The 26,012-nt window shown below is 66.4% G+C and carries 13 protein-coding genes and 2 pseudogenes; 9 read left to right on the top strand and 6 right to left on the bottom strand.

Annotated elements, in window-relative coordinates; all coding sequences use genetic code 11:
* Positions 1-54: 54 nt before the first annotated feature.
* The 3 genes from A7D16_RS02045 to A7D16_RS02035 all read right to left on the bottom strand — a co-directional run bounded on the left by A7D16_RS02045 (position 55) and on the right by A7D16_RS02035 (position 4,472).
* Positions 55-780: a phosphoadenylyl-sulfate reductase gene (locus tag A7D16_RS02045; protein WP_064629365.1), complete on the bottom strand. Its 726-nt coding sequence runs from the start codon at positions 778-780 to the stop codon at positions 55-57.
* Complete coding sequence (gene cysI / locus A7D16_RS02040) at positions 777-2,483, bottom strand: assimilatory sulfite reductase (NADPH) hemoprotein subunit (protein ID WP_064629363.1); 1,707 nt, start codon at positions 2,481-2,483, stop codon at positions 777-779. Before cysI ends, A7D16_RS02045 begins: the two co-directional genes overlap by 4 nt.
* Before the next feature lie 141 nt (positions 2,484-2,624).
* On the bottom strand, positions 2,625-4,472 hold the full coding sequence (locus tag A7D16_RS02035; protein ID WP_064629361.1) for an assimilatory sulfite reductase (NADPH) flavoprotein subunit: 1,848 nt from the start codon (positions 4,470-4,472) through the stop codon (positions 2,625-2,627).
* A gap of 178 nt (positions 4,473-4,650) precedes the next feature.
* Here A7D16_RS02035 and cysD point away from each other — a divergent pair, with 178 nt between their 5' ends.
* Together cysD and cysN are read left to right on the top strand one after the other, a co-directional pair.
* Positions 4,651-5,559, top strand: coding sequence for a sulfate adenylyltransferase subunit CysD (gene cysD / locus A7D16_RS02030; protein ID WP_064629470.1), 909 nt, complete (start codon positions 4,651-4,653; stop codon positions 5,557-5,559).
* Positions 5,560-5,699: 140 nt separating this feature from the next.
* Positions 5,700-7,562: pseudogene (gene cysN / locus A7D16_RS02025) on the top strand (sulfate adenylyltransferase subunit CysN); the annotation flags it as partial.
* A gap of 165 nt (positions 7,563-7,727) precedes the next feature.
* Here the strand turns inward: cysN and A7D16_RS23665 are convergent.
* Positions 7,728-7,880, bottom strand: a complete 153-nt coding sequence (locus A7D16_RS23665) for a hypothetical protein (protein ID WP_162841554.1) — start codon at positions 7,878-7,880, stop codon at positions 7,728-7,730.
* A 78-nt stretch (positions 7,881-7,958) separates the two neighbouring features.
* Here A7D16_RS23665 and A7D16_RS02020 point away from each other — a divergent pair, with 78 nt between their 5' ends.
* The 6 genes and pseudogenes from A7D16_RS02020 to A7D16_RS01995 all read left to right on the top strand — a co-directional run bounded on the left by A7D16_RS02020 (position 7,959) and on the right by A7D16_RS01995 (position 18,472).
* Positions 7,959-9,029 carry an efflux RND transporter periplasmic adaptor subunit gene (locus A7D16_RS02020; protein WP_064629359.1) on the top strand — a complete coding sequence of 357 codons (1,071 nt, stop codon included), beginning with the start codon at positions 7,959-7,961 and terminating at the stop codon, positions 9,027-9,029.
* On the top strand, positions 9,026-12,151 hold the full coding sequence (locus A7D16_RS02015; protein ID WP_064629357.1) for an efflux RND transporter permease subunit: 3,126 nt from the start codon (positions 9,026-9,028) through the stop codon (positions 12,149-12,151). Before A7D16_RS02020 ends, A7D16_RS02015 begins: the two co-directional genes overlap by 4 nt.
* Before the next feature lie 133 nt (positions 12,152-12,284).
* Positions 12,285-14,972, top strand: a complete 2,688-nt coding sequence (locus A7D16_RS02010) for a M1 family metallopeptidase (protein ID WP_064629355.1) — start codon at positions 12,285-12,287, stop codon at positions 14,970-14,972.
* Between the two features lie 67 nt (positions 14,973-15,039).
* Positions 15,040-15,578: pseudogene (locus A7D16_RS02005) on the top strand (GNAT family N-acetyltransferase).
* Between the two features lie 471 nt (positions 15,579-16,049).
* Positions 16,050-16,967 (top strand): TrmH family RNA methyltransferase, encoded by a 918-nt coding sequence (locus tag A7D16_RS02000; RefSeq protein ID WP_064629353.1) that lies wholly within the window; start codon positions 16,050-16,052, stop codon positions 16,965-16,967.
* A complete protein-coding gene (locus tag A7D16_RS01995; RefSeq protein ID WP_064629351.1) occupies positions 16,967-18,472 on the top strand; it encodes a carboxylesterase/lipase family protein in 1,506 nt (501 codons plus the stop codon). Before A7D16_RS02000 ends, A7D16_RS01995 begins: the two co-directional genes overlap by 1 nt.
* Before the next feature lie 41 nt (positions 18,473-18,513).
* Here A7D16_RS01995 and A7D16_RS01990 read toward each other — a convergent pair whose 3' ends face one another.
* A complete protein-coding gene (locus A7D16_RS01990) occupies positions 18,514-20,004 on the bottom strand; it encodes a neprosin family prolyl endopeptidase (protein ID WP_239686931.1) in 1,491 nt (496 codons plus the stop codon).
* A 292-nt stretch (positions 20,005-20,296) separates the two neighbouring features.
* Positions 20,297-22,264, bottom strand: coding sequence for a glycoside hydrolase family 97 protein (locus A7D16_RS01985; RefSeq protein WP_064629349.1), 1,968 nt, complete (start codon positions 22,262-22,264; stop codon positions 20,297-20,299).
* 218 nt (positions 22,265-22,482) lie between these two features.
* Between A7D16_RS01985 and A7D16_RS01980 the strand changes: the two genes are divergently transcribed.
* The gene (locus A7D16_RS01980) at positions 22,483-25,950 is read left to right on the top strand and encodes a glycoside hydrolase family 2 (RefSeq protein WP_064629347.1); all 3,468 of its coding nucleotides are present in this window, start codon (positions 22,483-22,485) and stop codon (positions 25,948-25,950) included.
* Positions 25,951-26,012 lie beyond the last annotated feature (62 nt).

Here is a 26,012-nt window from a genome sequence, read left to right as displayed (position 1 = left end):
TCGAGGCGTCTTCGCGCCTGCAACCTGCAGAACGAAGGTCGCAGTGCGCGGTGCTCAGATGTCTTCGTGGATGCCGCACTCGCGCTTCAGGCCGAAGAAGCGGGTGTCTTCTTCGCGCATGCCCGGTTCCCAGCGACGCGTGGTGTGGAAGTCGCCGATGGACACGTAACCCTGTTCCCACAAGGGGTGATATGGCAGGTCGTGCGCCTGCAGGTATTGCCACACGTCGCGGTCGGTCCAGTCGGCGATCGGGCTGACCTTGTAGCGCTCGCCGCGCTTCTGCACGATCGGCGTCTGCGCGCGGCCGCCGGACTGGCTACGGCGCAGGCCGGTGAACCAGGTGCCCACGTTGAGTTCGTCCAGGGCGCGGCGCATCGGTTCGACCTTGCGCAGGTTGTTGTATTGCTCGATGCCCACCATGCCTTGTTCCCACAAGCGGCCGTGGCGCGCTTCCATCCAGGCGCGGCTGACCAGCGGGCGATATACCTTGAGATTGAGTTTGAGCCGCTCGGTCAAGGCATCGGCGAAGCGATAGGTTTCCGGGAACAGGTAGCCGGTATCGATCAGGATGACGGGAATGTCAGGGCGCTGCTGGCTGAGCAGATGCAGCGTGACCGCCGACTGCGCGCCGAAGCTGGACGACAGCGCCGCCTCCTGCGGGCCGTGTTGCAGCGCCCAGGCCACGCGCTCGTCGGCGCGCAGGCCTTCCAGTTGCACGTTGAGCGTGTCCAGATCGTCCAACGCCGTAGATGTATTCGATGCGGCAGGCAGCGCGGTCATGCGAGCAATTCCAGGTCGAGGCGACGGTGCGTGGGGTAGGGCGGCAGGGCGATCAGGCCGGCGCGATGCAGGAAATCGCCGAAGCCTTCGTCGTTGGCCTGGTCGCGTTCGGCGGCGTAGCGCGCCAGCAGTGGGTCCAGTGCGGCCAGGATCTGCGCTTGGGCGATGTTTTCGCGGTACAGCGTGTTGAGGCGCTGGCCGCGGCGGTCGCCACCCAGCATCAGGTTGTAGCGGCCGGGGGCCTTGCCCACCAGCGCAATCTCGGCCAGATACGGCCGCGAGCAGCCGTTGGGGCAACCGGATAGGCGCAGCACGATCGGCGTTTCGGCCAACCCATGTCGTTGCAGCAGCGGCAGCAGCGCCGCGCTGAAATCGGGCAGATAGCGCTCGGCCTCGGCCATCGCCAGGCCGCAGGTGGGTAGCGCCACGCAGGCCATTGCGCCGCGCGCCAGCGCACTGGCGGCGTGGTTGCCTGCATCCAGCGCGTACTGCGCCACCAACGCGTCGACACGTGCGCGCTCGGTGGCCGGCACGCCGGCGATCACCAGATTCTGGTTGGGCGTCATGCGGAATTCGCCAACGTTCAATTGCGCAATCGCCCGCAGCCCGCTCAGATGCGCTGCCGTTTCGGTATCGGCGATGCGCCCGGCCGGCAGCGACAGGGTCAGGTGCCACAGCCCGTCTTCGCCTTCGACCCAGCCGTAGCGATCGCCGTTGTGTTCGAAGGCGAACCGCTGCGCCGGCTGCAGCGCAAAGCCGGCGCGCCGCGTGATTTCGGCCACGATGGTGTCCAGGCCATGATCGTCGATGGTGTACTTGAAGCGCGCACGCTTGCGCACTGCACGGTTGCCGAGGTCCCGTTGTGTGGTGACCACTGCGGTTGCGATATCGAGCAATTGATCGCGGGTCACAAAGCCAATCACGTTGGCCACGCGGGGCCAGGTCTCGGCGTCGCCGTGCGAGGCGCCCATGCCGCCGCCGATGCTCACGTTATAGCCCAGCAACTGCCCATCGCGCAGGATGGCGATAAAGCCCAGGTCGTTGGCGAACACGTCCACATCGTTGAGCGGCGGCGCGGCGAAACCGATCTTGAATTTGCGCGGCAGATAGCGGTCGCCATAGATCGGCTCGTCCTCGCTGCCGGAGCCGGAGACACGCTCTTCGTCCAGCCAGATTTCGTAATACGCCCGTGTATTGGGCAATAGATGCTCGGACACGCGCGCCGCGTCGGCGTATAGCGTGGCATGCGCCTGCGACAACAACGGGTTCGCCGCCACCTGCACGTTGCGGTTGACATCGCCGCAGGCCGCCAGCGTATCGATCAAGGTGGCATTGATCGCCTGCATGGTCGCCTTGAGTTCGCGCTTGATCACGCCATGGAACTGGAATGCCTGACGCGTGGTGATGCGCAGCGAATGATTGGCATACCGGGTGGCGATGCCATCCAGTGCCAGCCACTGCGTCGGCGAAATCACACCGCCCGGCGTGCGCGTGCGGATCATGAACTGATACGCCGGCTCGAGCTTCTGCCGCCGGCGCTCCTCGCGAATGTCGCGGTCGTCCTGCTGGTAGCTGCCGTGGTACTTGATCAGGGTCTGATCGTCCTCACGCAATGCACCGGTCACCGCATCGGCCAGGCTCTGTTCCAGCGAGCCACGCAGGCGGCGACTTTCGGATTTGATGTCTTCGACGGAGTGGGTCATGGGAGGTGGCTGGAGATGAAGGGGCTGTTGGGGCGGGACCCGGGACCGGGGACCGGGGACCCGTAAAAGCGGGAACTGCCGCACCGGCTCCGGCTCTTGCTTTTCCCGGGTCCCCGGTCCCGGGTCCCGGGTCCCGACACCTCAATAAACATCCCGCGCATACCGCCCCTCCACTTGCAGCTGGGTGAGATACGCGCTGGCGGCTTCGGTATCGATGGCGCCGTGGGTGGCGACGATGTCCACCAGCGCTGAGTGAACGTCCTTGCCCATGCCGGTGGCGCCGCACACGTACACATGCGCGCCGCCTTGCAGCCAGGCATAGACCTCGGCGCCGCGCGTGCGCAGGCGATGCTGGACATAGAGTTTTTCGGCCTGGTCGCGTGAGAACGCCAGGTCCAGCGCGTGCAGTTCACCGCGTTGCAGGGCCTGCTGCCATTCGGCCTGATACAGGAAATCGGTATTGAAATGCTGGGCACCGAAGAACAGCCAGTTGCGGCCCCTGGCGCCGGTTTCGGCACGTTCCTGCACGAAGCCGCGGAACGGCGCCGCGCCGGTGCCGGGACCGATCATCAGGATGTCGCGGTCGGTATCGGCAGGCACGCGGAAGCGTGCATTCGGTTCGATGTAGACCGGGGCGGTGTCGCCTTCGGCCAGCCCGGCCAGGAAGCCGCTGGCCGCGCCCTGGTGGGCGTGGCCGTGTGCGAAATAGGTGAGCTCGTCCACCACTAGATGCATTTCCTCGCCGACGCGCTTGCGGCTTGAGGCGATGGAGTACAGCCGTGGGGTGAGCGGACGCAGCGCGGCCAGCAGACCGGCGTGGTCCCAATCCGCCGGCCAGCGGCGCAGCACGTCGATCACTTGATGATCGGCGAGCAACGACGCCAGGCCGGCAGTCTGGGTGGGGGCGAGCAACGCTTGCAGGTCCTGTGCGTCTGCGCGTTCGGCATGGGCGGCAAGAAACGGCCGCGAGAGTTTGGTGAGTTCGCGGCGGGTGGCGAGCCATGCGCTCAACGCCAGCGTCTCTTCGCCGACGGTGACGGCGGCATCGCCGTCCAGCTGCAGCGTCTGCAGCAGTGCCTCCACCAGTGCAGGCGGGTTGCGATGCCGGATGCCCAGCGCATCGCCCGGCTCATAGCTCAGGCCACTGCCTTCCAGCGAAAATTCCAGATGCCGCACGCGCTTGCCCGGTAACGCATAGACCCGGAAGCCCGGCCCCTTGAAATCGCGCCCGCTGATGATCTGGTTGGACAACAGCTCGGCGGCGAATGGCTGTTGATGCGACCACGCCGGCGTGGCCGGGCTGTTGCGCAGGGGGGTGACCGTGGCCGAATGCGGGCCGCTCCTGAGTTGCTCGCGGGCATGCTTGAGCGCCTGTGTGCGCCAGGGCACGGCAATGCTGTCGATGTCCAGATCGGCTTCGCCGCGCGGCTGCACGCGGCTGCCGCCGAGTTCGGCCAGGCGCTCGTCGATGCGCCGGGCCATGCCGCAGAAATCTGCGTAGCTGGAATCGCCCAGCCCCAGCACCGCGTACTTGAGCTCGGGCAGCTTGGGGGCGCGACGGCCGGCCAGGAACTCCACCAGGCCGATCGCATCGTCCGGCGGGTCGCCTTCGCCCTGGGTGCTGATCACCACGTACAGCAGCCGCTCGCTGGCCAACTCGCGGGTGGGGTAGGCGTCGGCCCGCAGCAGGCGCACGCTCAGGCCCGCGGCTTCGGCATCGGCGGCCAGGTGCTCGGCCTCGCGGCGGGCATTGCCGGTCTGGCTGCCGTACAGCACGGTCAGGCGTTGGCCTTCCTGGGCGATGGCCTGCGCTTGCCCGCCCGGCAACACTGCCAGCGAGCGCGGCGGATGGCCCTGCGCCAGCCCGGTGGTGTAGCCGGACAGCCACCACAGCGCCGCGGCATCCAGGCCGTCGACCAACCGGTCCAGCAGCGCCTTGCGCTCGTCGGGCAAGGGGCTGGGCGGTAGCGCGGAACTGGCGGCGGTCATTCGGATCCGGGGCTTTGATGAGAGGGACGATGTTAGGGAGGCGTTGCAGCGACCAGAAAGGAGCAGCCGTTATCGCGTTATGCCGGCTGCTTATTTCGGGCAGGCATACCGGCGGCACACACTGCAGCGCCTTGCCCTACCATCGGTTGGTCTGCCCGCCGATGCCCACGACATCCCGATGACCCTGCCGCCGCTGTCCCATCTCGACCGGCTCGAAGCCGAAAGCATCCACATCCTGCGCGAAGTCGCCGCCGAGTTCCGGGCTCCGGTGATGCTGTACTCGGTGGGCAAGGACAGCTCGGTGCTGCTGCATCTGCTGCTCAAGGCATTTGCGCCGTCGCCGCCGCCGATCCCGCTGCTGCACGTGGACACGCGCTGGAAGTTCGGCGAGATGATCGCCTTCCGCGACCGTCGCGCCGCCGAAACCGGCGTGGACCTGCGCGTGCACATCAACCCCGACGGCATCGCGCAGGACATCGGGCCGATCAGCCATGGCGCTGCCGTGCATACCGACATCATGAAAACCCAGGGCCTGAAGCAGGCGCTGGAGCAGGGCGGCTTCGATGCGGCGATTGGCGGGGCGCGCCGCGATGAAGAAAAGTCGCGTGCCAAGGAGCGCGTGTTTTCGTTCCGCAACGCGCGCCATCGCTGGGACCCGAAGAACCAGCGCCCGGAGCTGTGGAATCTCTACAACGCGCGCACCAAACCGGGCGAAAGCGTGCGTGTGTTTCCGCTCTCCAACTGGACCGAGCTGGACATCTGGCTGTACATCTACCGCGAACGGATACCGGTGGTGCCGTTGTACTTCGCCGCGCCGCGCCCGGTGGTGGAGCGCGATGGCGCCTGGATCATGGTCGACGACGCGCGCCTGCCGCTGCACGCTGGCGAAACCCCGCAACTGCGCTCGGTGCGCTTTCGCACGCTGGGCTGCTACCCGTTGACCGGTGCGATCGAATCGACTGCAGATACGCTGGAAGCGGTGATTGCCGAAATGCTGGTCAGCACCAGCTCCGAACGCCAGGGCCGCATGATCGACCACGCACCGGGCGCATCGATGGAACAGAAAAAGCTTGAGGGGTATTTTTGATGGGCAGTGAGGCGTGGGAGCAGGCCGGGACCGGGGACCGGGGACCGGGGACCCGGGAAAAGCGCGATGCCGACGTAGGTGTCGCTTCTGCTGCTGATTTTTCCGGGTCCCCGGTCCCTGGTCCCCGGTCCCAACAAAGCGGCAGCATCGCGGCCTACCTCCAGCAACACGAATCCAAACCGCTGCTGCGCTTCATCACCTGCGGCAGCGTGGACGATGGCAAGAGCACGTTGATCGGGCGGTTGCTGTACGACAGCAAGCGCTTGTTCGACGATCAGCTTGCCGCGCTGGAACGCGACAGCCGGCGGCATGGCACGCAGGGCGAGGGCATCGATTACGCCTTGCTGATGGACGGGCTGGCGGCCGAGCGCGAGCAGGGCATCACCATCGATGTGGCGTATCGCTATTTCGATACCGACCGGCGCAAGTTCATCGTGGCCGATTGCCCCGGGCATGAGCAGTACACGCGCAACATGGCCACCGGCGCATCCACCGCCGATGTGGCGGTGGTGCTGGTGGACGCGCGCAAGGGCCTGCTGGCGCAGACCCGCAGGCACAGCTACATCGTGTCCTTGCTGGGCATCCGGCATGTGGTACTGGCGGTCAACAAGATGGACCTGGTGGGCTACGACGCGCAGGTGTTCGCGGACATTGCCGAAGGCTATCGGGTGCTGGCCGCGCAGCTGGGCATTGCCGATGTGCAGTGCATCCCGCTATCGGCGCTGGCTGGCGAAAATCTGTCCAGCGCCTCGACGCAGATGCCGTGGTACCAGGGCCCGCATCTGTTGCAGCATCTGGAAACCGTGCAGCTGGAACCACCGGAAGCCGGTAGCGGCCTGCGGCTGCCGGTGCAGTGGGTCAATCGCGCCAATTCGCAGTTTCGCGGCTATGCGGGCACGATTGCTGCCGGCCAGGTGCATGTGGGCGATACGGTGGTGGTGCCGTCCGGGCGCCGCACGCAGGTGGCGAGCGTGCTCGATGCCAACGGGGAGGTGGACAGCGCACGCGCCGGGCAGGCGGTGACGTTGACCTTGCGCGATGAGATCGACATCAGCCGTGGCGACATCATCGCCGCCATCGACGACCCGCCTGAAGTGGCCGACCAGTTTGCCGCGCATCTGCTGTGGATGGACGATGCTGCGCTGCTGCCCGGGCGCCCGTACTGGCTCAAGATCGGCACCCGCACGGTCACCGTGAGCATCAGCGAGATCAAGCACAAGGTCGATGTGAACACGCAGGAGCGGCTGGCCGCCAAGCGGCTGGAGCTCAACGAGGTGGGCTACTGCAATCTTGCGCTGGACGAGCCCATCGCGTTCTCGCCGTACGCGTGCAACCGCGTGCTGGGCGGCTTCATCCTGATCGACCGGCAGAGCAATGCCACGGTGGCCGCCGGCACGCTGGAGTTCGCGCTACGCCGCGCCGGCAACGTGCACTGGCAACATCTGGATGTGGACCGCAGCGCACGTGCGCGCATCAAGGGGCAGACCCCGCGCGTGCTGTGGTTCACCGGCTTGTCGGGCGCGGGCAAATCCACTGTCGCCAATCTGGTCGACAAGCGCCTGCACGCCCTGGGCTATCACACCTTCATCCTGGATGGCGATAACGTGCGCCACGGGCTCAACCGCGATCTGGGCTTTACCGACGAAGACCGCGTGGAGAACATCCGCCGGGTGGCCGAAGTGGCGCGGCTGATGGCCGACGCCGGGCTGATCGTGCTGGTGAGTTTCATCTCGCCATTCCGCGCCGAGCGGCAACTGGCGCGCGAGCGCTTCGATCAGGGCGAGTTCGTCGAGGTGTTCGTGGACGTGCCGCTGGCCGTTGCCGAGGCGCGCGACGTGAAGGGGCTGTACCGCAAGGCCCGCGCCGGGCAGATTCCCAATTTCACCGGGATCGACTCGCCATACGAGGCGCCCGAAACGCCGGAGATCCATCTTCACGCCGATGGTGAGAATGTAGAGGCGCTGGCGCGCCACGTGCTCGAGTTTTTGGGGCTGGAACGCTGAGAGCAACTGACAAACGACTGCGCGGCCGTCAGGCAGGCGGCCGATGTTCGGAAGCGGCGTGTATGTGCACACGCCAGTCCGTGCGCCGGCCACAGCAGGCTAACGACTGCGCGCGACCTTTGTCAGTTGCCCTGAAGAGCGTCGCTACGACATTGCAGGCGGTCGTCAGACGAGCGTGGCAGGTGTGCACAACGGCGGTGTATGAATCCATACATGCAGCCGCTGTGCACCGGCCGCGCCGCGCTGGCAGGTGCGCAGCGAGGTCATGGTCGCGCTGGCCAGCGCATCGCGCCGAAGACGGCAAGGGTCTTTGGTCATGGTGCAAAGCGCGCCCTTTCTGTCAACGCATGGCGGCCAGGTCGGTAAACTTTCGACGTACCCCGCCAGGATGTTCTGATGCTTGTTCTGCCCAGCGCGCGCAGCTGCGCCGCGCTCTTGTTGGTCGCCGTCCTGGCCGGTTGCAGCCGTCAGGCCAGCACGCCAGCCGCTGCCAAACCCATTCCGGTCTCTGTGCAGGCGGTGGCCACCCAACCCTGGAACTCGACCGTGCAGTCGATCGCCACCGTGCGTGCGCGCGAATCGGTGGCGCTCACCGCTGCGGTGAGCGATGTGGTGGAGCAGGTGTATTTCGACAGCGGCGACCAGGTCAAGGCCGGGCAATTGCTGCTGCGTCTGCGCGGCAATTCGCAACAGGCGGCCTTGACCGCCGCCCAGGCCACCTTTGAAGAAACCGACCAGCTGTATCGCCGCCAGTTGAGCCTGGTTGGTCAGCAGCTGGTGGCCAAATCCACGGTGGATACGCAGCGCGCGCTGCGCGATGCGGCGCAGGCGCGGGTGCAGCAGATGCGCGCGGAAATCACCGACCGCGAAGTGCGCGCGCCATTCGCCGGCGTGCTCGGCATCCGCCAGATCAGCCCCGGCTCGTTGATCACCTCGAGCACCGTGATCGCCACGCTGGACGATGTGGCGCGTATGTACGTGGACTTTCAGGTGCCGGAATCGCAGTTCGGCCTGGTCCAGGTTGGCAACGCAGTCAGCGGCAGCGCGGCGGCGTATCCGGGTGCGCAGTTCAAGGGCGAGGTGTCCACCATCGACTCACGCATCGACGAGACCACCCGCTCGGTGACGGTGCGCGCGGATTTCCCCAATGACGATCGCCGGCTGCGCCCGGGCATGCTGCTGGATGTGCGGCTGTTCCAGCCGGCACGGCAGGCGGTGGTGATCCCGGAAATTGCGGTGGTGCAGGTGGGGCGCGAGTCGTACGTGTTCCGGGTCAAGCCCGACAGCAGCGTGGAGCGTGCCGATGTGCGGCTGGGCGAGCGCCGCGAGGGCAAGGTGGAAATTCTCGAAGGCGTCAAGGCCGGTGAGCGCATCGTGGTGGATGGCACCGGCAAGCTGCGCCCGGGCTTGAAGGTGATCGACCAGGCCGCACCCGTGTCGGCGCGCCCGCAGGCCGCCGCACAATGAAACTCTCCGACCTGTCCATTACCCGCCCGGTGATGGCGGTAGTGATGAGCCTGTTGCTGATCGTGCTGGGGGTGATGTCGTTCACCCGCCTCACCCTGCGCGAGTTGCCGGCGATCGACCCGCCCATCGTCTCGGTGGATGTGGAATACACCGGTGCTTCGGCCGCGGTGGTGGAAAGCCGCATCACCCAGGTGCTGGAAGACGCACTGGCCGGCATCGAGGGCATCGAGACCATCGAGGCGCGCAGCCGCAATGGCTCCTCCGACATCAGCATCGAGTTCGTGCCGTCGCGCGATGTGGAAGCGGCCGCCAACGACGTGCGCGATGCGGTGAGCCGCGTCTCCGACCGCATGCCCGACCAGGCGCGTCCGCCGGAAATTTCCAAGGTCGAGGCCGACGCCGACCCCATCCTGTGGCTCAACATGAGTTCCAGCACGATGGACACACTGCAGCTGTCCGACTACGCCGAGCGCTACGTGGTGGATCGTTTTTCCAGCCTGGATGGCGTGGCGCAGGTGCGTATCGGCGGACGCCAGCGCTATGCGATGCGCATCTGGCTGGACCGCGACCAACTGGCTGCACGCGATCTCACCGTGGCCGATGTGGAAGCGGCGCTGCAAAACGAAAATGTGGAGTTGCCGGCCGGCAGCATCGAATCGGCGCAACGCGATTTCACCTTGCGCGTGGAGCGCAGTTACCTCAAGCCCGAAGACTTCGCCAAATTGCCGTTGAACAAGGGCGAGGGTGGCTACGTGGTGCGGCTGGGCGACGTGGCCAGGGTGGAACTGAGTTCGGCCGAGCGGCGCGCGTATTTCCAGAGCAACGGCGTGCCCAACGTTGGCCTGGGCATCGTGCGCAACTCCACCGCCAACGCGCTGGACGTGGCACGCGAAGCGCGCGCGCAGGCCGAAGAAGTGCAGAAGTCGCTGCCGCGGGGCACCAACATCTTCGTCGCCTTCGACACCACCACCTTCATCGACGCGGCGGTGGAGCGCGTGTATCACACGCTGGTGGAAGCGGTGGTGCTGGTGCTGGTGGTGATCTGGGTGTTTCTGGGCAGCGCGCGCGCGGCATTGATTCCCGCGGTGACCGTGCCGGTGTGTCTGATCGCCGCGTTCATTGCGCTGTACGCCTTCGATTTTTCGATCAACCTGCTCACCCTGCTGGCGTTGGTGCTGTGTATCGGCTTGGTGGTGGACGACGCCATCGTGGTGGTGGAAAACATCCAGCGCCGCATCGACCTGGGCGAGCCGCCGCTGGTGGCGGCCAAGCGCGGTACCGGGCAGGTGGCGTTTGCGGTGATTGCGACCACGGCCGTGCTGGTGGCGGTGTTTTTGCCGGTCGGTTTCCTGGAAGGCAATACCGGGCGGCTGTTCCGCGAGTTGGCGGTGGCGCTGGCGGCGGCGGTGGCGATTTCGGCCTTCGTGGCACTGACGCTGACGCCGATGATGTCGTCCAAGCTGCTGCGCTCGCACGGGCGGGCCAGACCGAATCGATTCCATCGCTGGTTCGATAGGCGCATGCAGGCGGTGTCCGGTGCGTATGGGCGCTCGCTGGAGCGGCACGTGCACCGCACCTGGATCTTCGCGCTGCTGATGCTGTTGGCGCTTGGCGCCAGCGCATGGCTGATGAGCCGCATTCCTTCCGAACTGGCGCCGGCCGAAGACCGCGGCAACTTCCAGATCATGATCGATGGCCCGGAGGGCGCCGGCTTCGATTACACGGTGGGGCAGATGCATCAGGTGGAAGACATCCTGCGCCCCTACGTGGGCCCGGACAAACCCATCGTACGCGCCAACCCGCGCGTGCCCGGCGGCTTCGGCAGCAGCGAGGAAATGCACACCGGCCGCGTCAGCGTGTTCCTGCAGGACTGGGAGCAACGCACCCGCCCGACCACCGAAGTGGCCGATGAACTGCAACAAAAGCTCAGCGTGCTCAGCGGCGTGCGTGCGCGCACGCAGGTCAGCGGCGGGCTGGTGCGCAGCCGCGGCCAGCCGTTCCAGCTGGTGCTCGGTGGCCCGGACTATGCGGAAATCGCGCAGTGGCGCGACCGCATCCTGCAGCGCATGGAATCCAACCCCGGCCTGGTCGGCCCGGATTCGGACTACAAGGAAACCCGTCCGCAGATGCGCGTCAACATCGACCGCCTGCGCGCGGCCGATCTGGGTGTGCCGGTGACGGCTATCGGTGGCGCGCTGGAGGCGCTGATGGGCTCGCGCCGCGTCACCACCTTCGTCGACAACGGCGAGGAATACGATGTGATGCTGCAGGCCGGGCGCGAGGGCCGCATGTCGCCGGAAGATCTCACCGCCATCCGCGTGCGCTCCACCCGCGGCGAGCTGATTCCGCTTTCGAATCTGGTGACCTTGAGCGAAGTGGCCGAAGCAGGCACCTTGAACCGCTTCAATCGCCTGCGTGCGATCACCATCACCGCAGGCCTGGCGCCGGGCTATCCGCTGGGCGAGGCCATCGCCTGGGCGCGGCAGGCCGCGCAGGAAGAACTGCCCGAGTATGCGCAGGTGGACTGGAAGGGCGAATCGCGCGAGTACCAACAATCCGGCAGTGCGGTCTTGCTGACCTTCGGCATGGCCTTGCTGGTGGTGTACCTGGTTTTGGCCGCGCAGTTCGAAAGTTTCGCGCATCCATTGGTGATCATGCTCACCGTGCCGCTAGCGGTGCTGGGCGCACTGGTAGGCCTGTGGCTGACCGGGGGGACGCTCAATCTGTTCAGCCAGATCGGCATCGTGATGCTGGTGGGCCTGGCAGCCAAGAACGGCATCCTGATCGTGGAATTCGCCAACCAGCTGCGCGACGAAGGGCGCAGCGTGCATGCGGCCATCGTCGAATCGGCATCGGTGCGTTTGCGCCCGATCCTGATGACCTCGATCGCCACCGTGGTCGGTGCGATTCCGCTGGTGGTGGCTGGCGGGCCCGGCTCGGCCAGCCGCGCCACCATCGGTGTGGTGGTGATCTTCGGTGTCTCGCTGTCCACCTTGTTGTCGTTGTACGTGGTGCCGGCGTTCTACAGTTTGATCGCGCCCTTTACCAAGTCGCCCGAAGCGGTGGCGCGCGAGCTGGAAACCCTGGAGGCGCAGACGCCTTCGGTGGGTGGGCATGCCTGAGTGATGCCGGCAGCGGTACGCTGCTGCCGCGCACTTTCTGCGCCACGTGCGTGAGCCGCGCTATGACGAAAGTCACATGACAGTCATGCCCGGCTATGGTCGACTTCGGTGGTTACCGTGACCGGAATTGCCCATGCGTCGTTTTGCCTGCCTGCTTGCTCCCTCTCTCCTGGCGTTGTGCTGCGGCACTGCGCTGGCGCAGTCCTCCGGCGAAGCCGTGCCTAACGGTCGCTTGCCGACCTGGGCGGTGCCGGAGCGCTACAGCCTGTCGTTCAAGATCGACCCGGAGCAGGCCGAGTTCAGCGGCCGCACCAGCATCCGCGTGCAGCTCAAGCAGGCCTCCGATCACCTCTGGCTGCATGGCAAGGAGTTGAAGGTCAGCAAGGTCACGATCACGCCAGCCCAGAGCAAGGGCAAAGCCAAGCCGCTGACCGCACGCTACGTGGAAGCCGATGCGCAGACCGGTGTGGTGCGGCTGGATTTCGGCCGCACGCTGCAGCCGCAGACGCTCACCGTCGACGTCGTCTACAGCGCGCCGCTCAACCAGCAGCTGCAGGGCCTGTACCAGGTGAAGTACCAGGGCAAGGCGTATGCGATGACGCAGATGGAGCCGATCAGTGCGCGGTACGCGTTCCCGGGCTTCGACGAGCCTGCGTTCAAGACGCCATTCGACCTGAGCCTGACCGTGCCCAGCGACGACCAGGCGTTGGCCAACACCATCGCCACCTCGACCAAGCCGGCCGGCAAGGGCTGGAAGACGGTGACCTTCGCACCGACCGTGCCGCTGCCCACCTATCTGGTTGCGTACGCCGCCGGCCCGTGGGACGTGGTGGACGTGGCGCCAATGCCGGCCACCCCGCAGCGGCCCAACCCCACGCCGTTGCGTGGCATCGCCGCCCAGGGCCAGGGCCCGCGCATTACCCCCGCGCTGGACCAGACCCCGGCCATCATCGCCGCGCTGGAGGACTATTACGCCTTCGGCTACCCGTTCGACAAACTCGATCTGGTCGCCGCGCCGGATTTCAGTGCCGGCGCGATGGAAAACCCCGGCTTTGTCACCTTCCGCGATTGGCTGCTGTTGCTGGACAAGGACTCGCCGGCGGTGAACGTGCAGCGCTCGTTCAACACCAACGCACATGAGTTGGCCCACCAGTGGACCGGTGATGCCGTGACCATGGCGTGGTGGGACGACCTGTGGTTGAACGAAGCGTTCGCCACCTGGATGCAGCAGAAGATCACCATGCGGCTGCACCCGGAATATCGCGCCAATCTGGACCGCATCACCGGCGCGCAATATGCGATGAACAACGACAGCCTGGTCAGCGCGCGCAAGATCCGCCAGCCGATCACCGGCAACGGCGATATCGAAACCGCCTTCGACGGCATCACCTATCAGAAAGGTGCGGCAGTGCTGGCGATGTTCGAAGCCTTCGTCGGCGAAGACGTCTTTCGCGAAGGCATGCGCGCCTATATCGCCAAGCACAAGTTTGCCAACGCCACCGCCGACGATCTGGTCGATGCGATCGCCGATGCCGCCGGCAAGGGCGCCGATTTCAAGGCCGCCTTCCGCAGCTTCCTCAATCAGCCGGGCGTACCGTATCTGCAGACCCAGGTGGCACGCGAAGACGGCAAGACGGTGGTCAAGCTGCAACAGCAGCGCTACCTGCCGCTGGGCTCAACCGGCTCCACCGCGCAGCAATGGGGCGTGCCGGTCTGCGTGAAGTACGGCAAGGGCAAGAACCAGGTCGGCACTGCCTGCCAGATGCTCGCAGACGGCAGTGGCAGCATCGTGCTGGAAGGCGCCGGCAAGAACACCTGGGTGTTCCCCAACGCGCGCGGCGCAGGCTATTACCGTTTCAGCCTGCCGAAGCAGCAGCTGGCGGCGCTGGGCAAGCAGATCGGCCAGCTCGACGAAAACGAACAGCTTGCCTACGCCGATGCGATCGATGCGGCTTACCGCCACGGCGATGCCGACAGCGATGCGGTGCTGGCCGCGATCAAGCAGCTGGCGCCGGCTGCGTCGGCCGAGGTGTCCACCGCGCTGGTGGACCGTTTCGTGTGGATCTGGCAATACCAGGCCAGCACCGATGCGCAGCGCGGCGCATTGCGCAAGGTGGCCGAGCAGGCCTACCTGCCGCGCCTGCGTCAATTGGGGTACACGCGGCGCAGCGGCGAATCGGTCGACGATGTCGCATTGCGCAGCGCGTTGAGCAGTCTGTTTGGCCTGCGCCTGCAGACGCCGGAGGTGCGCAAGGCCCTGCTCGCCCAGGGCGATGCCGTGCTGGCCGGCGGCAACGGCGCGCTGGACTTCTCTGCGGCCAATCCCGACCTGCTCGGCAGCGCACTGGCAGTGACCGTGCAGGAACGTGGGCAGGCCGCGGTGGATGCCTTGATCGCGGCGCTCCGCACCCAGGCCGACCCGGCGCAGCGCAACGCGATGATCGATGGGCTGGGCACGGTGCAGGACCCGGCATTGCTCAAGCAGGTGCGGGATTTCGCGCTCACCGATGCGATCAAGGTCGGCGAAATGAAGAGCCTGCTGCGGCGTGGTCATGCCGTGCAGGCATCGCATGCGTCGATGTGGCCCTGGTTCACCGCCAACTTCGACCGCATCGTGCAACGCAGCGGCTCGTTCGACGGCGGCGGGCTGCCCGCGCTGGGCGCATCCGGCGGCTGCAGCGTGGAAGAGGCCGAACGTATGGAGGCGTTCTTCAAGCCACGCCTGGGCAAGCTCAGTGGCGCCGACCGCGGAATGGCCCAGACCGGCGAAACCATCCGCCTGTGCGCCGCGCTGAAGCAGGCGCAAACCGCCAAGCGGTGAGTTGCGGCGCGCGTCTGGCATGCGCAGTATTGGCACCGCCGATACTGCGCATGCCAGGACCCGCTCGATGCATGAATTGCTGACGCTGCAGGAAGAAGGCTTCGTGCTGCGCCGCTGGCGTCAGGACGAGCTGGACGCCTTGCTGCAGCATGCCAACGACCCGCTGGTGCCGCGTGGATTGAGCGAACGATTTCCGCATCCGTATACACGTGCCGACGGTGAGGCGTTCCTGGCCGGGCGCGTGGTCGACCTGCAGCATCCGCTGCTGGCCATCGAGATCGATGGCCAGGCCTGCGGCACGATTGGGGTACGTCCAGGGCGGGGCGAGCGCCGCTTCTCGGCCGAGTTGGGCTATTGGATCGGCCGCACGCACTGGGGCCGCGGCTGGATGACACGCATCGTGGGCACCTATGTCGCCTGGGCGATGCAGGCCCTGCCGCTCTACCGCGTGCAGGCCAGTGTTCTCGATACCAATCCCGCATCGGCTACGGTGTTGTTGCGCAATGGCTTCGTCGAAGAGGTGTCAGCCGTTGCGCGCTGATGAAGCCGGACGGGCTGCACGACCTGCGTGTGTTCGCACGGGTGCGCCCGCCCGTTGATGCTTGAATGCCCGTTCGTGTTGTCTTGCCGGGCACCGTTGCACACGCGTGATGCGGTCTGCAGCGGGAAGATACCGCGTGCCCGAGAGCCGCTGACAAAACAACCGCGCTCGCCGCCAGGCGGGCGCGGGCGCGGCTGGTGCTGGTGTGGCATGTGCACTGCGTACAGTGCGGTTGCTGCGCACCGTCCACACCATCTGACGACTGCTCGCCAGGTGTGTTCTGCGCTTCGACAACGGCGCACTGAACCCGCACGCATTCCGTCGCTTCAACGCAGCCCCGCGACAGCACGGCAAGACGTCCACAACGCCCAGCCCGGCCGCCGTCTACGCCCCATCGCGCCAGTGGCTTACCATCGTCGTCATTGTTGCTGCGGCGGCGGCCCTGCCGGTGCTGCAGCACGACCAACACCACACTGCGAAAGGGGCCGAAACAACCTGTTCCGCACTGCAAGCAACAGCCACTTCTGGATACGACGATGACACAGCACGATGGACGCGGCGGACGGCCGCCACGCGATGGCGGCTCCGGCGCCTCGCACAACCCGTGGGGCCGCGCTGCGCCGCGCACACCTGCACCGCGCAGCGCCGCGCCCCGCGCGCCGGCGCAGCACACGCCTGCCACCGCGCCACCTGCCGCTGCGGCAGGCGGCAGTGCGCGCGAGGTGCGGCTGTACGGCATCAACGCAGTGCAGGCCGTGTTCAAGGCGCGCCCGCAGGCGCTACGCAAACTCTATTTGAGCGAAGCGCGCATTCCTCAGTTCAAGGCGCTGCTGGCCTGGTGCGTGACCCAGCGCATCGGCTATCGCGTGGTGGAAGACGCAGATCTGAGCAAGCTCGCCGCCAGTGCGCACCACGAAGGCGTGGTGGCCGAGGTGCTGCGCGTGGCGCCGCACCCCTTGCAGGAGTGGCTGGCCGCCTTGCCGCAGGGCCCGGTGCTGGCGCTGTGGCTGGATGGCGTGGGCAACCCGCATAACTTCGGCGCGATGCTGCGCTCGTCGGCGCACTTCGGTGTGGCCGGTCTGTTGTTGCCGGCCGGCTCCACGCTGGGCTTGTCCGGCGCGGCGGCACGCGTGGCCGAAGGGGGCGCCGAAGCGGTGCCGTTGGTGCAACTGCCCGACACCGCAACCGCAATGGCGCAATTGCGTCAGGCCGGTTTTGCGATTGCAGCCACCTTGGTCGACGGTGGCCAGGATGTGTTCGCCGCCGCGCTGCCGCAGCGGCTGGTGTACGTGATGGGCGCAGAAAGCGAAGGCATGGACCGCGACTTTGCGCGCGATTGCGACCTGCAGTTGTCGATCCGCGGCAGCGGCAAGGTGGAAAGCCTCAACGTGGCCTCGGCCACTGCCGTGTTCCAGGCCGCCTGGCACGCGCGCGTGCGCACCGGAGAACAGTGATGCTGCGTTTTTCTGCCGTGTTGCTTGTAACCAGCTGCGTGTTCAGCGTTAGCGCGTACGCCGCCACGCCTGCCGCACCGCCCGAGGTACGCACCGATCATGGCGCGTTGCGCGGCCAGTGGCAGGACGACGGCAGTGCGGTCTTCCGCGCGATTCCCTTCGCTGCGCCGCCGCTGGGCGCGCTGCGCTGGCGCCCGCCGCAGCCGATTGCGCCGTGGACGCAGGTGCGCGATGCCACCCAGGCCGCCACGCCATGCGTGCAGCCGGCGCTGGGCTGGAACGACGCCATGGCCAAGCGCGGCAGCGAAGATTGCCTCTATGTCCAAGTGCAGACACCGCAGCTGCATCCGGCCAGGCCGTTGCCGGTGTTCGTGTGGATCCACGGCGGCGCCAACGTGGCCGGTGGCGCCGATGGGCATCTGCCCACCAACCTGGTCGCGCAAGACATGCTGGTGGTGACGCTGCAATACCGGCTGGGTGCGCTGGGATTTCTGTCGCTGCCGGAACTGCGCGATGGCGACAACCAGGCTGCCGGCAACTACGCCTTGCTCGATCAGATCGCTGCCCTGCGGTGGGTGCGCGACAACATCGCGCAGTTCGGCGGCGACCCGGCGCGGGTCACCATTGCCGGGCAATCGGCCGGCGGCCAGGACGTGGGCCTGCTGATGCTCAGCCCATTGGCGCGCGGCCTGTTTTCGGCAGCGATCGAACAGAGCGGCACTGCCGGGTTCGGCTTGCCGGCACGCAGCCTGGAGGACAATCGCGCGCTGGGTGTCAGCATCGCCAAACGCGCAGGCATCGCGGATCCGGCAACACGGCTCGATCAACTGCGCGCGCTACCGGTGGAGCAGTTGCTCACGGCCGCGCAGGGCGTGGACGTGCCGGCGCTGGATGACGACGGTTACATCTGGCTGCAGGCGGTTGTCGATGGACGCGTGCTGCCGCGCGCGCCGGCCGAACTGTTGGCAAGCGGCGCGCAGGCCAAGATGCCGCTGCTGATCGGCTACGTGGTGCAGGAACTCACCTATGGTGGCGAGCAAGGCGCGCAGGCGCGTCTGCGCCGCGACTATCCCGAGCGCGCCGATGCGGTGCTGCAGGCGCAACGCACGCACGCGGCGCAGCGTGCTGCGCGGCAGGGCAATGCGGCAATGCAGCTGTCCACCGATCTCACCTTCCGCTGCCCGGCAGTGACGGTGGCCCAGCACCAGGCCGCTCTCGGCGTGCCGGTGTGGCATTACGTGTTCGACACGGCTGCACCCGGCGCGCAGGTCACGCATAGCGCCGAGTTGCCGTTCCTGTTCAAGAATCTGCCTATCGGCCAGCCGCCGGTGTCGCTGCAGCGCTATTGGGCTGCGTTCGTGCAGCGCGGTAACCCGAATGCCAAGGGCTTGCCTGCCTGGCCGGCGTTTGCGCCCGAGCATGCAGGATTGCAGTTCGATGCACGTGGCGTGCAGCCCATCAAGGATGCGCGCCCGGCCGTGTGTGCAGGGGTGGATTTGCCGTAGCCGATCGCGCGCACTGCCGCAGTGCGCGCGATCGCTTCACTTCAGCGTGCGCAGCCCGGGCCACCGAAATAGAAGCCGCCGTTCTGCATCTCCGGCGACAGGCTGGTGCGCGACACACCGCTGCCCAGTGCGTACGGATAGGTGTAACCCGCCAGTGCCAGCGTGTAGCAGGCCGGTTGCTCCACGTTGAGCGATGACAGGCGCTGTGCCGGCCGGGTCGCCATGCTGGCATCGCGGTAAAAATGGTTAGCCTGAAAGGCGGCCTGGCGGTAACCGGCAGACGCGAACCGGCCACTGCCCATCGGTGCGCTGGGGCGGCCGTCCCAGGTGGAAATTTCACCACCGGCAGAGATGAAGATGTTGGCGCTGCCTTCGGCAATGTCGCCCGCGTAGAGCTCGGCCTTGTAGTAACCGATCCATTCGCCATTCAAGCCGAACCACCAATAGCCATCGGCATTGCGCTGGAATTCCACGTGCAGCATGGCTTGTTTGCCACCCGCACTACTGAAGCCGCCAGCGGGTGTGGCACCGAGAACGTTTGCGCTGCTGGTCTGCACGAAATCGGCGCAATCCAGATTGTGGCAACCGGTTTTGACATAACCGTCCTGGGTTGAATAAATAAACAGGAACGGCGTGTTGCCCCAGCCTGCGCCCGGCTGGGTTTGCCAGCCGGCTTCCAGGGTCTGTATCTGCCCTTGCGGGGTGTAGCCCCCCAACCAGATCTGGCTGATCGACTGCGCATCGTTGGCACGCACGGCCGGGATCCAGGTGTTGAGATCGGCACCCGCGCCGGTCACCGGCGACCCGGCGGTGTCCAGATAGATGGTGGAGTAGTAGTGCACCACCGATGCGGCGCCTTGCGCGGCTGGCGCGACGGGTGCGCGTGTGGCTGCGGCGATGCGCGGCGTGGTACCGCGCAGGAAGTCCTGCAGCGTCGCATGCTTGCTCATGTCGGCCAGGCCGATGCGTGCCAGCGGCACACTGCCGGCAGCGCAGCGCTGCGACGCTGGATCGGGGGCGCCCGGCGTCTTGGCCGGGGCGATGCTGGGCGGCAGCGCGATGAGGTCGCCGTTGCGTAGACCCGGTTGCTGAGCTTGGGGAATGCAGTCGAACACCTGCGTGCCCTCGTGCAGGCTGCTGGTCACGGTCAGCCCGTTGTAGCGGTTGAACAGGTAGCGCTGCATCTCGGCGAAGGCAGTCGGGTCGGCGACCTTTGCGGTAGCGCTACGCGTGGCGTAAGTGATTTGCACCTGAGCGTCCAGAAATTGCTTGAACCCGGCAGTGACCTGCGGAAACGCGCGCGATGCGGCGGCAGTGCTGTGGTGTACGGCATCGGCGTTGGCACCTGTCACCGATGCCGTGGCAGGTATGTGCGACAACGGCGGCATCAGCGCATCGATACTGCGATCGCGGGCGGGAGAGATCGACGGTGGGACGAACGTGCTGGCAACGCCGGCAGGCGCCAATGCGCAAACGACGAGCGCAGCGATGGTGCGGTCGATGAGCATCGGCCGGGTGGGATGAAAGGTCATGCGAAATTCCCCTTGCGCCGGAACGAGACTGCCTGCACGCGGCGGACGTGCAGGGCAGTGCCGTCATTGCGCAGGCCTGGCGCTGCACGGTGGCATCCAGACCTGCGATGAGGGCGTGCGCATGCTAGCGGCTGCCACTGCGCACGCAGAAGCAAACATGCGTTGCGTGACATCACACACACGCAGAGCGCAATGCATTGCTCCGATGCCGTGTCGAAGGTCTCGCCCGTTCGTGCAGACGGCAGGTGCCGCTGCGCAAAGGTGCGTGAGGTCACGTCACTTGGGCATGGCTCTACTTACTTTTCTGCAGTCTGATTGCCGCGCCGCCGTTCGCTGCCAATGCCAATTGCAAGGTGTCGTCGCGGGTGAGCGTGCGGGTGTCGATACGCACCTCCGTCGGCGCCTGGCCATCGGCGTAGATGGTCGCCGTCCAGCTGCCCTTGCCCAGGAACGACAACGGCAATTGCATCGTGCGTGCCTGCTCGTTGGTCATCGCACCCACATACCAGTCCTTGCCGCTGCGTCGCGCCAGCGCGATGTGTTCGCCGATGGCGCCATCCAGTGCACGCGTTTCATCCCAGCTTGCAGGCACATCGCGCAAGAACTGCGCCGCCGGCACGTGTTCGTATTGCTCCGGGCTGTCGGCCACCACGGCGAACGGGCTCTCGTACACCACATACATCGCCAGCTGCTGCGCGCGCGTGGTCATCACCTGCGGGGCGATGTGCTGCATCTTGAATTCGGCAGGACGCACGTTACGGAAGCCACCTGGCGTGTAGTCCATCGGCCCGAGCAACATGCGCGTAAACGGCAGCGTGAGGTTGTGGGTGGCGGTGATGCGCGTGGTCCACTTGTTGTATTCGGCGCCGAGCACGCCCTCCTGGGTGAGGTAGTTCGGGTAGGTGCGAGTCAGGCCGGTGGGGTGATACGCACCGTGCAGATCCACCAGCAACTTGTGCGCGGCAGCCTTGCTCAGCAGGCGATGGTAGAAGTCCACCATCTGCTGATCGTCGCGGTCCATGAAATCCACCTTGATGCCCTTGATGCCGAGTTGCTGGTACCAGGCCAGCGCCTCGTCCATGTGCGCATCGAGCGCGCGCCAGTGCGCCCACAGCCACAGCCCCACATCGCGTTTGCGTGCGTAGGTCACCAGGCCTTGCAGGTCGAGTTGCTCCACCGGGCGACGGATATCCGCATCGCTGTTGTATTGCCCATCGCCGGTGCTGCCGTAATACCATCCGTCGTCGATCAGCATGTACTGCAGCTTCAACTGCTGTGCGTGATCGATGTAGCGCTGGATGGTGGCGGTATTCATGCCGGGATTGGTCACCCCGCTGGCCAGGCTGCCCGACCACCAATCCCACGCCGATTTGCCGGCGCGGACCCAACCTGCATCGAAAGCAGGTGGTGGGTTGAGGGCGGAAATCAGGTTGGATTCGATCAGGCTCGCCGGGTTGTCGGCCAGCATGATGACGCGCCAGGGCGTTGCAAAATCGCCGCCTTTGGCATCGATGCTGACCGCCAGCTTGGGGTCGTCCAGGCGCGGCGACAGTTTTGCCGACACGCCCAGCCCGCCATCGGCACGGCCGGTGAGATACAGGCCGGCGTAATCGCGCAGGTTCGCTTCGCCGATCGCAAGCGTGGTGCCATTGGCATCGGTCTGGCACACCAGCGGCAGTTCGAGCAGATTGTGCGGACGCAATCGGGATGCGGCGATCGCGTCGTATTCGCCCTCGTGGCTGGTTCCGAAACGGCCCAGATTCAATGTCCAGCAGTGGTAATCGCGTGGGAACGCGAAGCTGGTGAGCTCGTCGCGAATGCGCACCTGGCCTGCATCCGGGAGCACGTAACGCAGCGCCACGCCATCGTCATACGCACGCAGTTCGATGCTGAGCTTGCGGTGTTGCGCATCGGCCAGTTGCACGCGCAGTTCGCGGTAGTGGTCGCGTGCCTGCCGCGTTTTTCCAACCGCCAGGGTAAATCGGCTGTCATGCAATTCGGTTGTGCTGCCTTGCAGCGTCATGTCGTGGCCGAGCTTGTTGGCGGGTCCCAGGTCCAGTCCCAGCGGTGCATCGTCGAGCACCAGCGTGTTGCGATACAGCACGCGATAGCTGGGCACACCGCCCTCGCGCAGGGTGAATTCCACGTGCGTGCGTGCATCGGGCGATTGCACGCGCAAGCTTTGTGCTGCAACGGGCGCAGCCATCAAACACCACAACGCGCATGCCGCCGGTAGTGCGGACTGGATCAGGTTTCGCATGGTTCCCTCCTCCTGGAATTGCCAACCCTAACGCAGAAAGGTTGTTGTCGATATCCAGCTGGGGTAACGTTACCTCGCACCATGGCCGCTGAAACAGGGGCGGCAGCCACGGGCTGCATCACCAAGCGCGATCGACGCAGTGTCCGGATGGACGCTGGTCGGTTGCACGGACGTGGTGTGCACCGTTGCGTGGCAGTAGAGCTTGGGAGAGGCCTCTAATGCTGATGGTTCGCAAGGCGTTCCGCCGTGGAGCGCTGTGGTTGTTGTGTGGTTGCATGAGCTGGACGGCAGTGGAGGCTGCGCCCGCCGATGCGAATCCGCCGGGGCCTTACGATGTCCGCGTGCTTGCGGGCGGGATGGGGCTGGCAAAGAAACTCGCCGCAGATGCACCGCTGTTGTCCGCCAACGCGGACTGGAGCCTGTCGGCGTGGGTGCGCCCGTCGCGTGCTAGCACAGGGCCGGCCCTGATTGCCGGTGTCGGCGATCCCAAGGACGCGGGCCGCTACTTCGCGATCGATGCCGGCACGCTCGGCTTTGTGCAGGGTGCCGATAGCGTGCTGCGCAGCAAGCAGGCGCTGCATGCAGGCGAGTGGACGCAGGTGGCCGCCGTGGCCCATGGCGGTCGTCTGACGCTGTACGCCAACGGCCGCCAGGTGGCCAGCGGCGCCGCCCGGCAACGTGCAGTGGCGCCGGTGCTGATGTTCGGCCCGCGCGAGCAGCCTGCCGCTTACACGCAGCACTTCGGTGGCGAGATCGCCGGCTTCACCGCGCACGCGCAGGCACTGGAGGCGCCCGCCGTCGCGCAGCTGGCCGCACGCACGCCGGACCCGGCGCTGCAGCGCTTCGAGGATGCATCCCCGGCGTGGCAGGTACAGGTCAAGCAGATGGCCGGGCAGGTGGCGCCACAGGCGCCCGCAACGTTGCCGCGCAGTGCAGCGGCGTTTTCTGCGCCGGTAGCCAAGCCGGTGCCGAACACGCCGGCATTGCAGCCGCTGGATGCCGCTGCGTGGCGGGTGGGTGCGTGGCAGCTGGCCGCTGCGCCGGATCTCGGGTCCGCCACCGGCGCCACGTTGTCGCGTGGCGACGCGGCGGGTGGCAGCGCCTGGCGTGTGGCCACGGTGCCGGGCACGGTGCTCACCACGCTGGTCGATCGCGGCGTGTACCCGGATCCGGATATCGGCCTCAACAACATGGCCATTCCCGAATCGCTGAGCCGGCAGGACTGGTGGTACCGCAGCAGTTTCGCTCTGCCTGCCGATGCGCACGGCAAGCGGCTGGAGCTGCTGTTCAACGGCATCAACTATGCGGGCGAAATCTGGGTCAACGGCACGCAGGTCGGGCGCACGCGCGGTGCATTCGCACGCGGTCGCTTCGATGTCAGCAAGCAGCTCAAGCCCGGCCGCAATGTCGTCGCGGTGCGCGTGTCGCCACCGCCGCATCCGGGCATTGCGCATGAGCAGTCGATGACCGCCGGCGTCGGCGAAAACGGCGGCGTGCAGGCGCTGGACGGGCCCACCTTCATCGCCAGCGAGGGCTGGGACTGGATTCCGGCCGTGCGCGACCGTAACGCCGGTCTGTGGCAGGACGTGCAGCTGCATGCCACCGGGCCGGTTGCCATCGGCGATACCCAGGTGGTCACCGCGCGCCTGGCGCCGGATCACCGCCGCGCCGAGCTCGAAATCAGCATGCCGCTGCGCAACGACGGTGCTGCGCCCGTGCAGGGCACCGTGCAGTTGGCCATTGGCGATGTGCGCATCCAGCGCGAGGTCAACGTGCCGGCGGGCGGTACCACGCTCAAGCTCACCGCCGGCGACACCCCGCAGCTGATCATCGCCAACCCACGCCTGTGGTGGCCCAACGGCTACGGCGAGCCGGCGCTGTACACCCTGCAGGTGGGGGTGGAGGTTGCCGGTGCGCGTTCGGACACGCAGCAGTTGCGCTTCGGCATTCGCGAGGTCACCTACGAGTTGTCGTTGTTCGATGAGGATGGCGCGCTGCGGCGGGTGCTGGTGGATTTCAACAAGGCGCGTCTGCGTGGCGAGCGCATTGTGGATGCGCGCCACAGTGCGATCCGCCCCGTGCCCGGCGGCGATGCGCAATCGTTCTATCCCGGCGCGCAGGCATCCCCGGCAGTCACGCCGCTGAGCGATGAAGCGCTGGCGCCTTACCTGGCCATTCGCATCAATGGCGTGCGCATTGCCGTCAAGGGCGGCAACTGGGGCATGGACGACTGGCGCAAGCGTGTCTCGCGCGAGCGGCTGGAGCCGTACTTCCGCCTGCAGCGCGATGCGCATTTCAACGTGGTACGCAACTGGGTGGGGCAGAACACCGAAGCCAGCTTCTTCGAGCTGGCCGACGAATACGGCATGCTGGTCTTCAACGACTTCTGGCAATCCACCCAGAACTACAACATGGAGCCGGCCGATGCGGCGCTGTTCCTGGACAACGCCTCCGAGGTGATCAGGCGTTTCCGCAACCACCCCTCCATCGTGCTGTGGTTCGGCCGCAACGAAGGGGTGCCCGCGCCCATCCTCAACGAAGGCCTGGATGCGCTGGTCGCCGAACTGGACGGCACGCGCTGGTACACCGGCAGTTCCAACCAGGTCAACCTGCAGGGCAGCGGCCCGTACAACTACCGCGAGCCGGTGGCCTACTTCAATGCGTTGGCGCAGGGCTTTTCGGTGGAGGTGGGCACGCCGTCGTTCTCCACGCTGGAGTCATTCAAGGCTTCGATACCTGCTGCTGGCGATCAGTGGCCGATCGGCGATGCCTGGGCCTATCACGACTGGCACCAGTCCGGTAACGGCGACACCAACAGTTTCATGCGCACGCTCACCGACAAGCTGGGCGCACCCACCAGCCTGGCCGATTTCGAGCGCAAGGCGCAGCTGCTCAATTACGAAACGCATCGCGCCATCTTCGAAGGCTTCAACGCGCAGCTGTGGAGCAAGAACAGCGGGCGTCTGCTGTGGATGAGCCACCCGGCCTGGCCCAGCAACATGTGGCAGATCTACAGCCACGACTACGACACCCACGCCGCGTATTACGGCGTGCGCAATGCGGCAGAAACATTGCACGTGCAGATGAACCTGCCGGGGCACGAGGTGGTGGTGGTCAACAATGCTGCCGAGCCGGTGCGCTGGCTGCGCGTGCGTGCAGAGGTGTACGCCACCGATGGAAAACTGTTGCAGCAGCGCGAACAGGCGCTGGATGCCGCAGCGGTGGCAGTGTCGGCGCCGGTGCTGCAGTTGGCGCCGTTGTTGAAGGACACCAATGGCTTGGGCTTTGTGCGGCTGCAGTTGCTCGATCGCGACGCAGTGGTGCGTTCGCGCAACTTCTATTGGGTGGCGCGTGATGCGGCGGCGATGCGTGGGCTGGATGCGCTCACGCCAGTGCCGCTGCACCTCACCACGCAACTGCAGGAGGGCAACGAGGCCGTGCTGCGCGCTACCGTGCGCAACCCGTCGCAGCAGGTGGCCCTCAACACCAAGCTCACCCTGGTGGATGCGCAAGGCCAACGCATCCTGCCGGCGTACTACAGCGACAACTATCTGAGCCTGGTACCGGGCGAAGAACGCGTGGTGGAGATCCGCGGCCCGTCCGCTGCCACCTTGCGCAACGCCACGCTGCAACTGCGTGGCTGGAATGCCGAACCATCGACAGGCGTTGCCAACGGGCTTCCGTAGCGGCGTCTGCTTGTTGCCGCGCCGTGTCATGCACGGCGCTCGCACTGACGTACCACCTGGTG

It is taken from the genome of Xanthomonas nasturtii, from assembly GCF_001660815.1.
Lineage (GTDB): Bacteria > Pseudomonadota > Gammaproteobacteria > Xanthomonadales > Xanthomonadaceae > Xanthomonas > Xanthomonas nasturtii.
Note: the sequence above shows the minus strand (reverse complement) of the source record. Positions and strands in the feature narration are given on the sequence as shown.

Bases quoted from the DNA above. Each gene is read 5' to 3' on its own strand.
- A7D16_RS02045 (WP_064629365.1), bottom strand. From the start codon at position 780: ATGACCGCGCTGCCTGCCGCATCGAATACATCTACGGCGTTGGACGAT.
- cysI (WP_064629363.1), bottom strand. From the start codon at position 2,483: ATGACCCACTCCGTCGAAGACATCAAATCCGAAAGTCGCCGCCTGCGT.
- A7D16_RS02035 (WP_064629361.1), bottom strand. From the start codon at position 4,472: ATGACCGCCGCCAGTTCCGCGCTACCGCCCAGCCCCTTGCCCGACGAG.
- cysD (WP_064629470.1), top strand. From the start codon at position 4,651: ATGACCCTGCCGCCGCTGTCCCATCTCGACCGGCTCGAAGCCGAAAGC.
- A7D16_RS23665 (WP_162841554.1), bottom strand. From the start codon at position 7,880: ATGACCAAAGACCCTTGCCGTCTTCGGCGCGATGCGCTGGCCAGCGCG.
- A7D16_RS02020 (WP_064629359.1), top strand. From the start codon at position 7,959: ATGCTTGTTCTGCCCAGCGCGCGCAGCTGCGCCGCGCTCTTGTTGGTC.
- A7D16_RS02015 (WP_064629357.1), top strand. From the start codon at position 9,026: ATGAAACTCTCCGACCTGTCCATTACCCGCCCGGTGATGGCGGTAGTG.
- A7D16_RS02010 (WP_064629355.1), top strand. From the start codon at position 12,285: ATGCGTCGTTTTGCCTGCCTGCTTGCTCCCTCTCTCCTGGCGTTGTGC.
- A7D16_RS02000 (WP_064629353.1), top strand. From the start codon at position 16,050: ATGACACAGCACGATGGACGCGGCGGACGGCCGCCACGCGATGGCGGC.
- A7D16_RS01995 (WP_064629351.1), top strand. From the start codon at position 16,967: ATGCTGCGTTTTTCTGCCGTGTTGCTTGTAACCAGCTGCGTGTTCAGC.
- A7D16_RS01990 (WP_239686931.1), bottom strand. From the start codon at position 20,004: ATGACCTTTCATCCCACCCGGCCGATGCTCATCGACCGCACCATCGCT.
- A7D16_RS01985 (WP_064629349.1), bottom strand. From the start codon at position 22,264: ATGCGAAACCTGATCCAGTCCGCACTACCGGCGGCATGCGCGTTGTGG.
- A7D16_RS01980 (WP_064629347.1), top strand. From the start codon at position 22,483: ATGCTGATGGTTCGCAAGGCGTTCCGCCGTGGAGCGCTGTGGTTGTTG.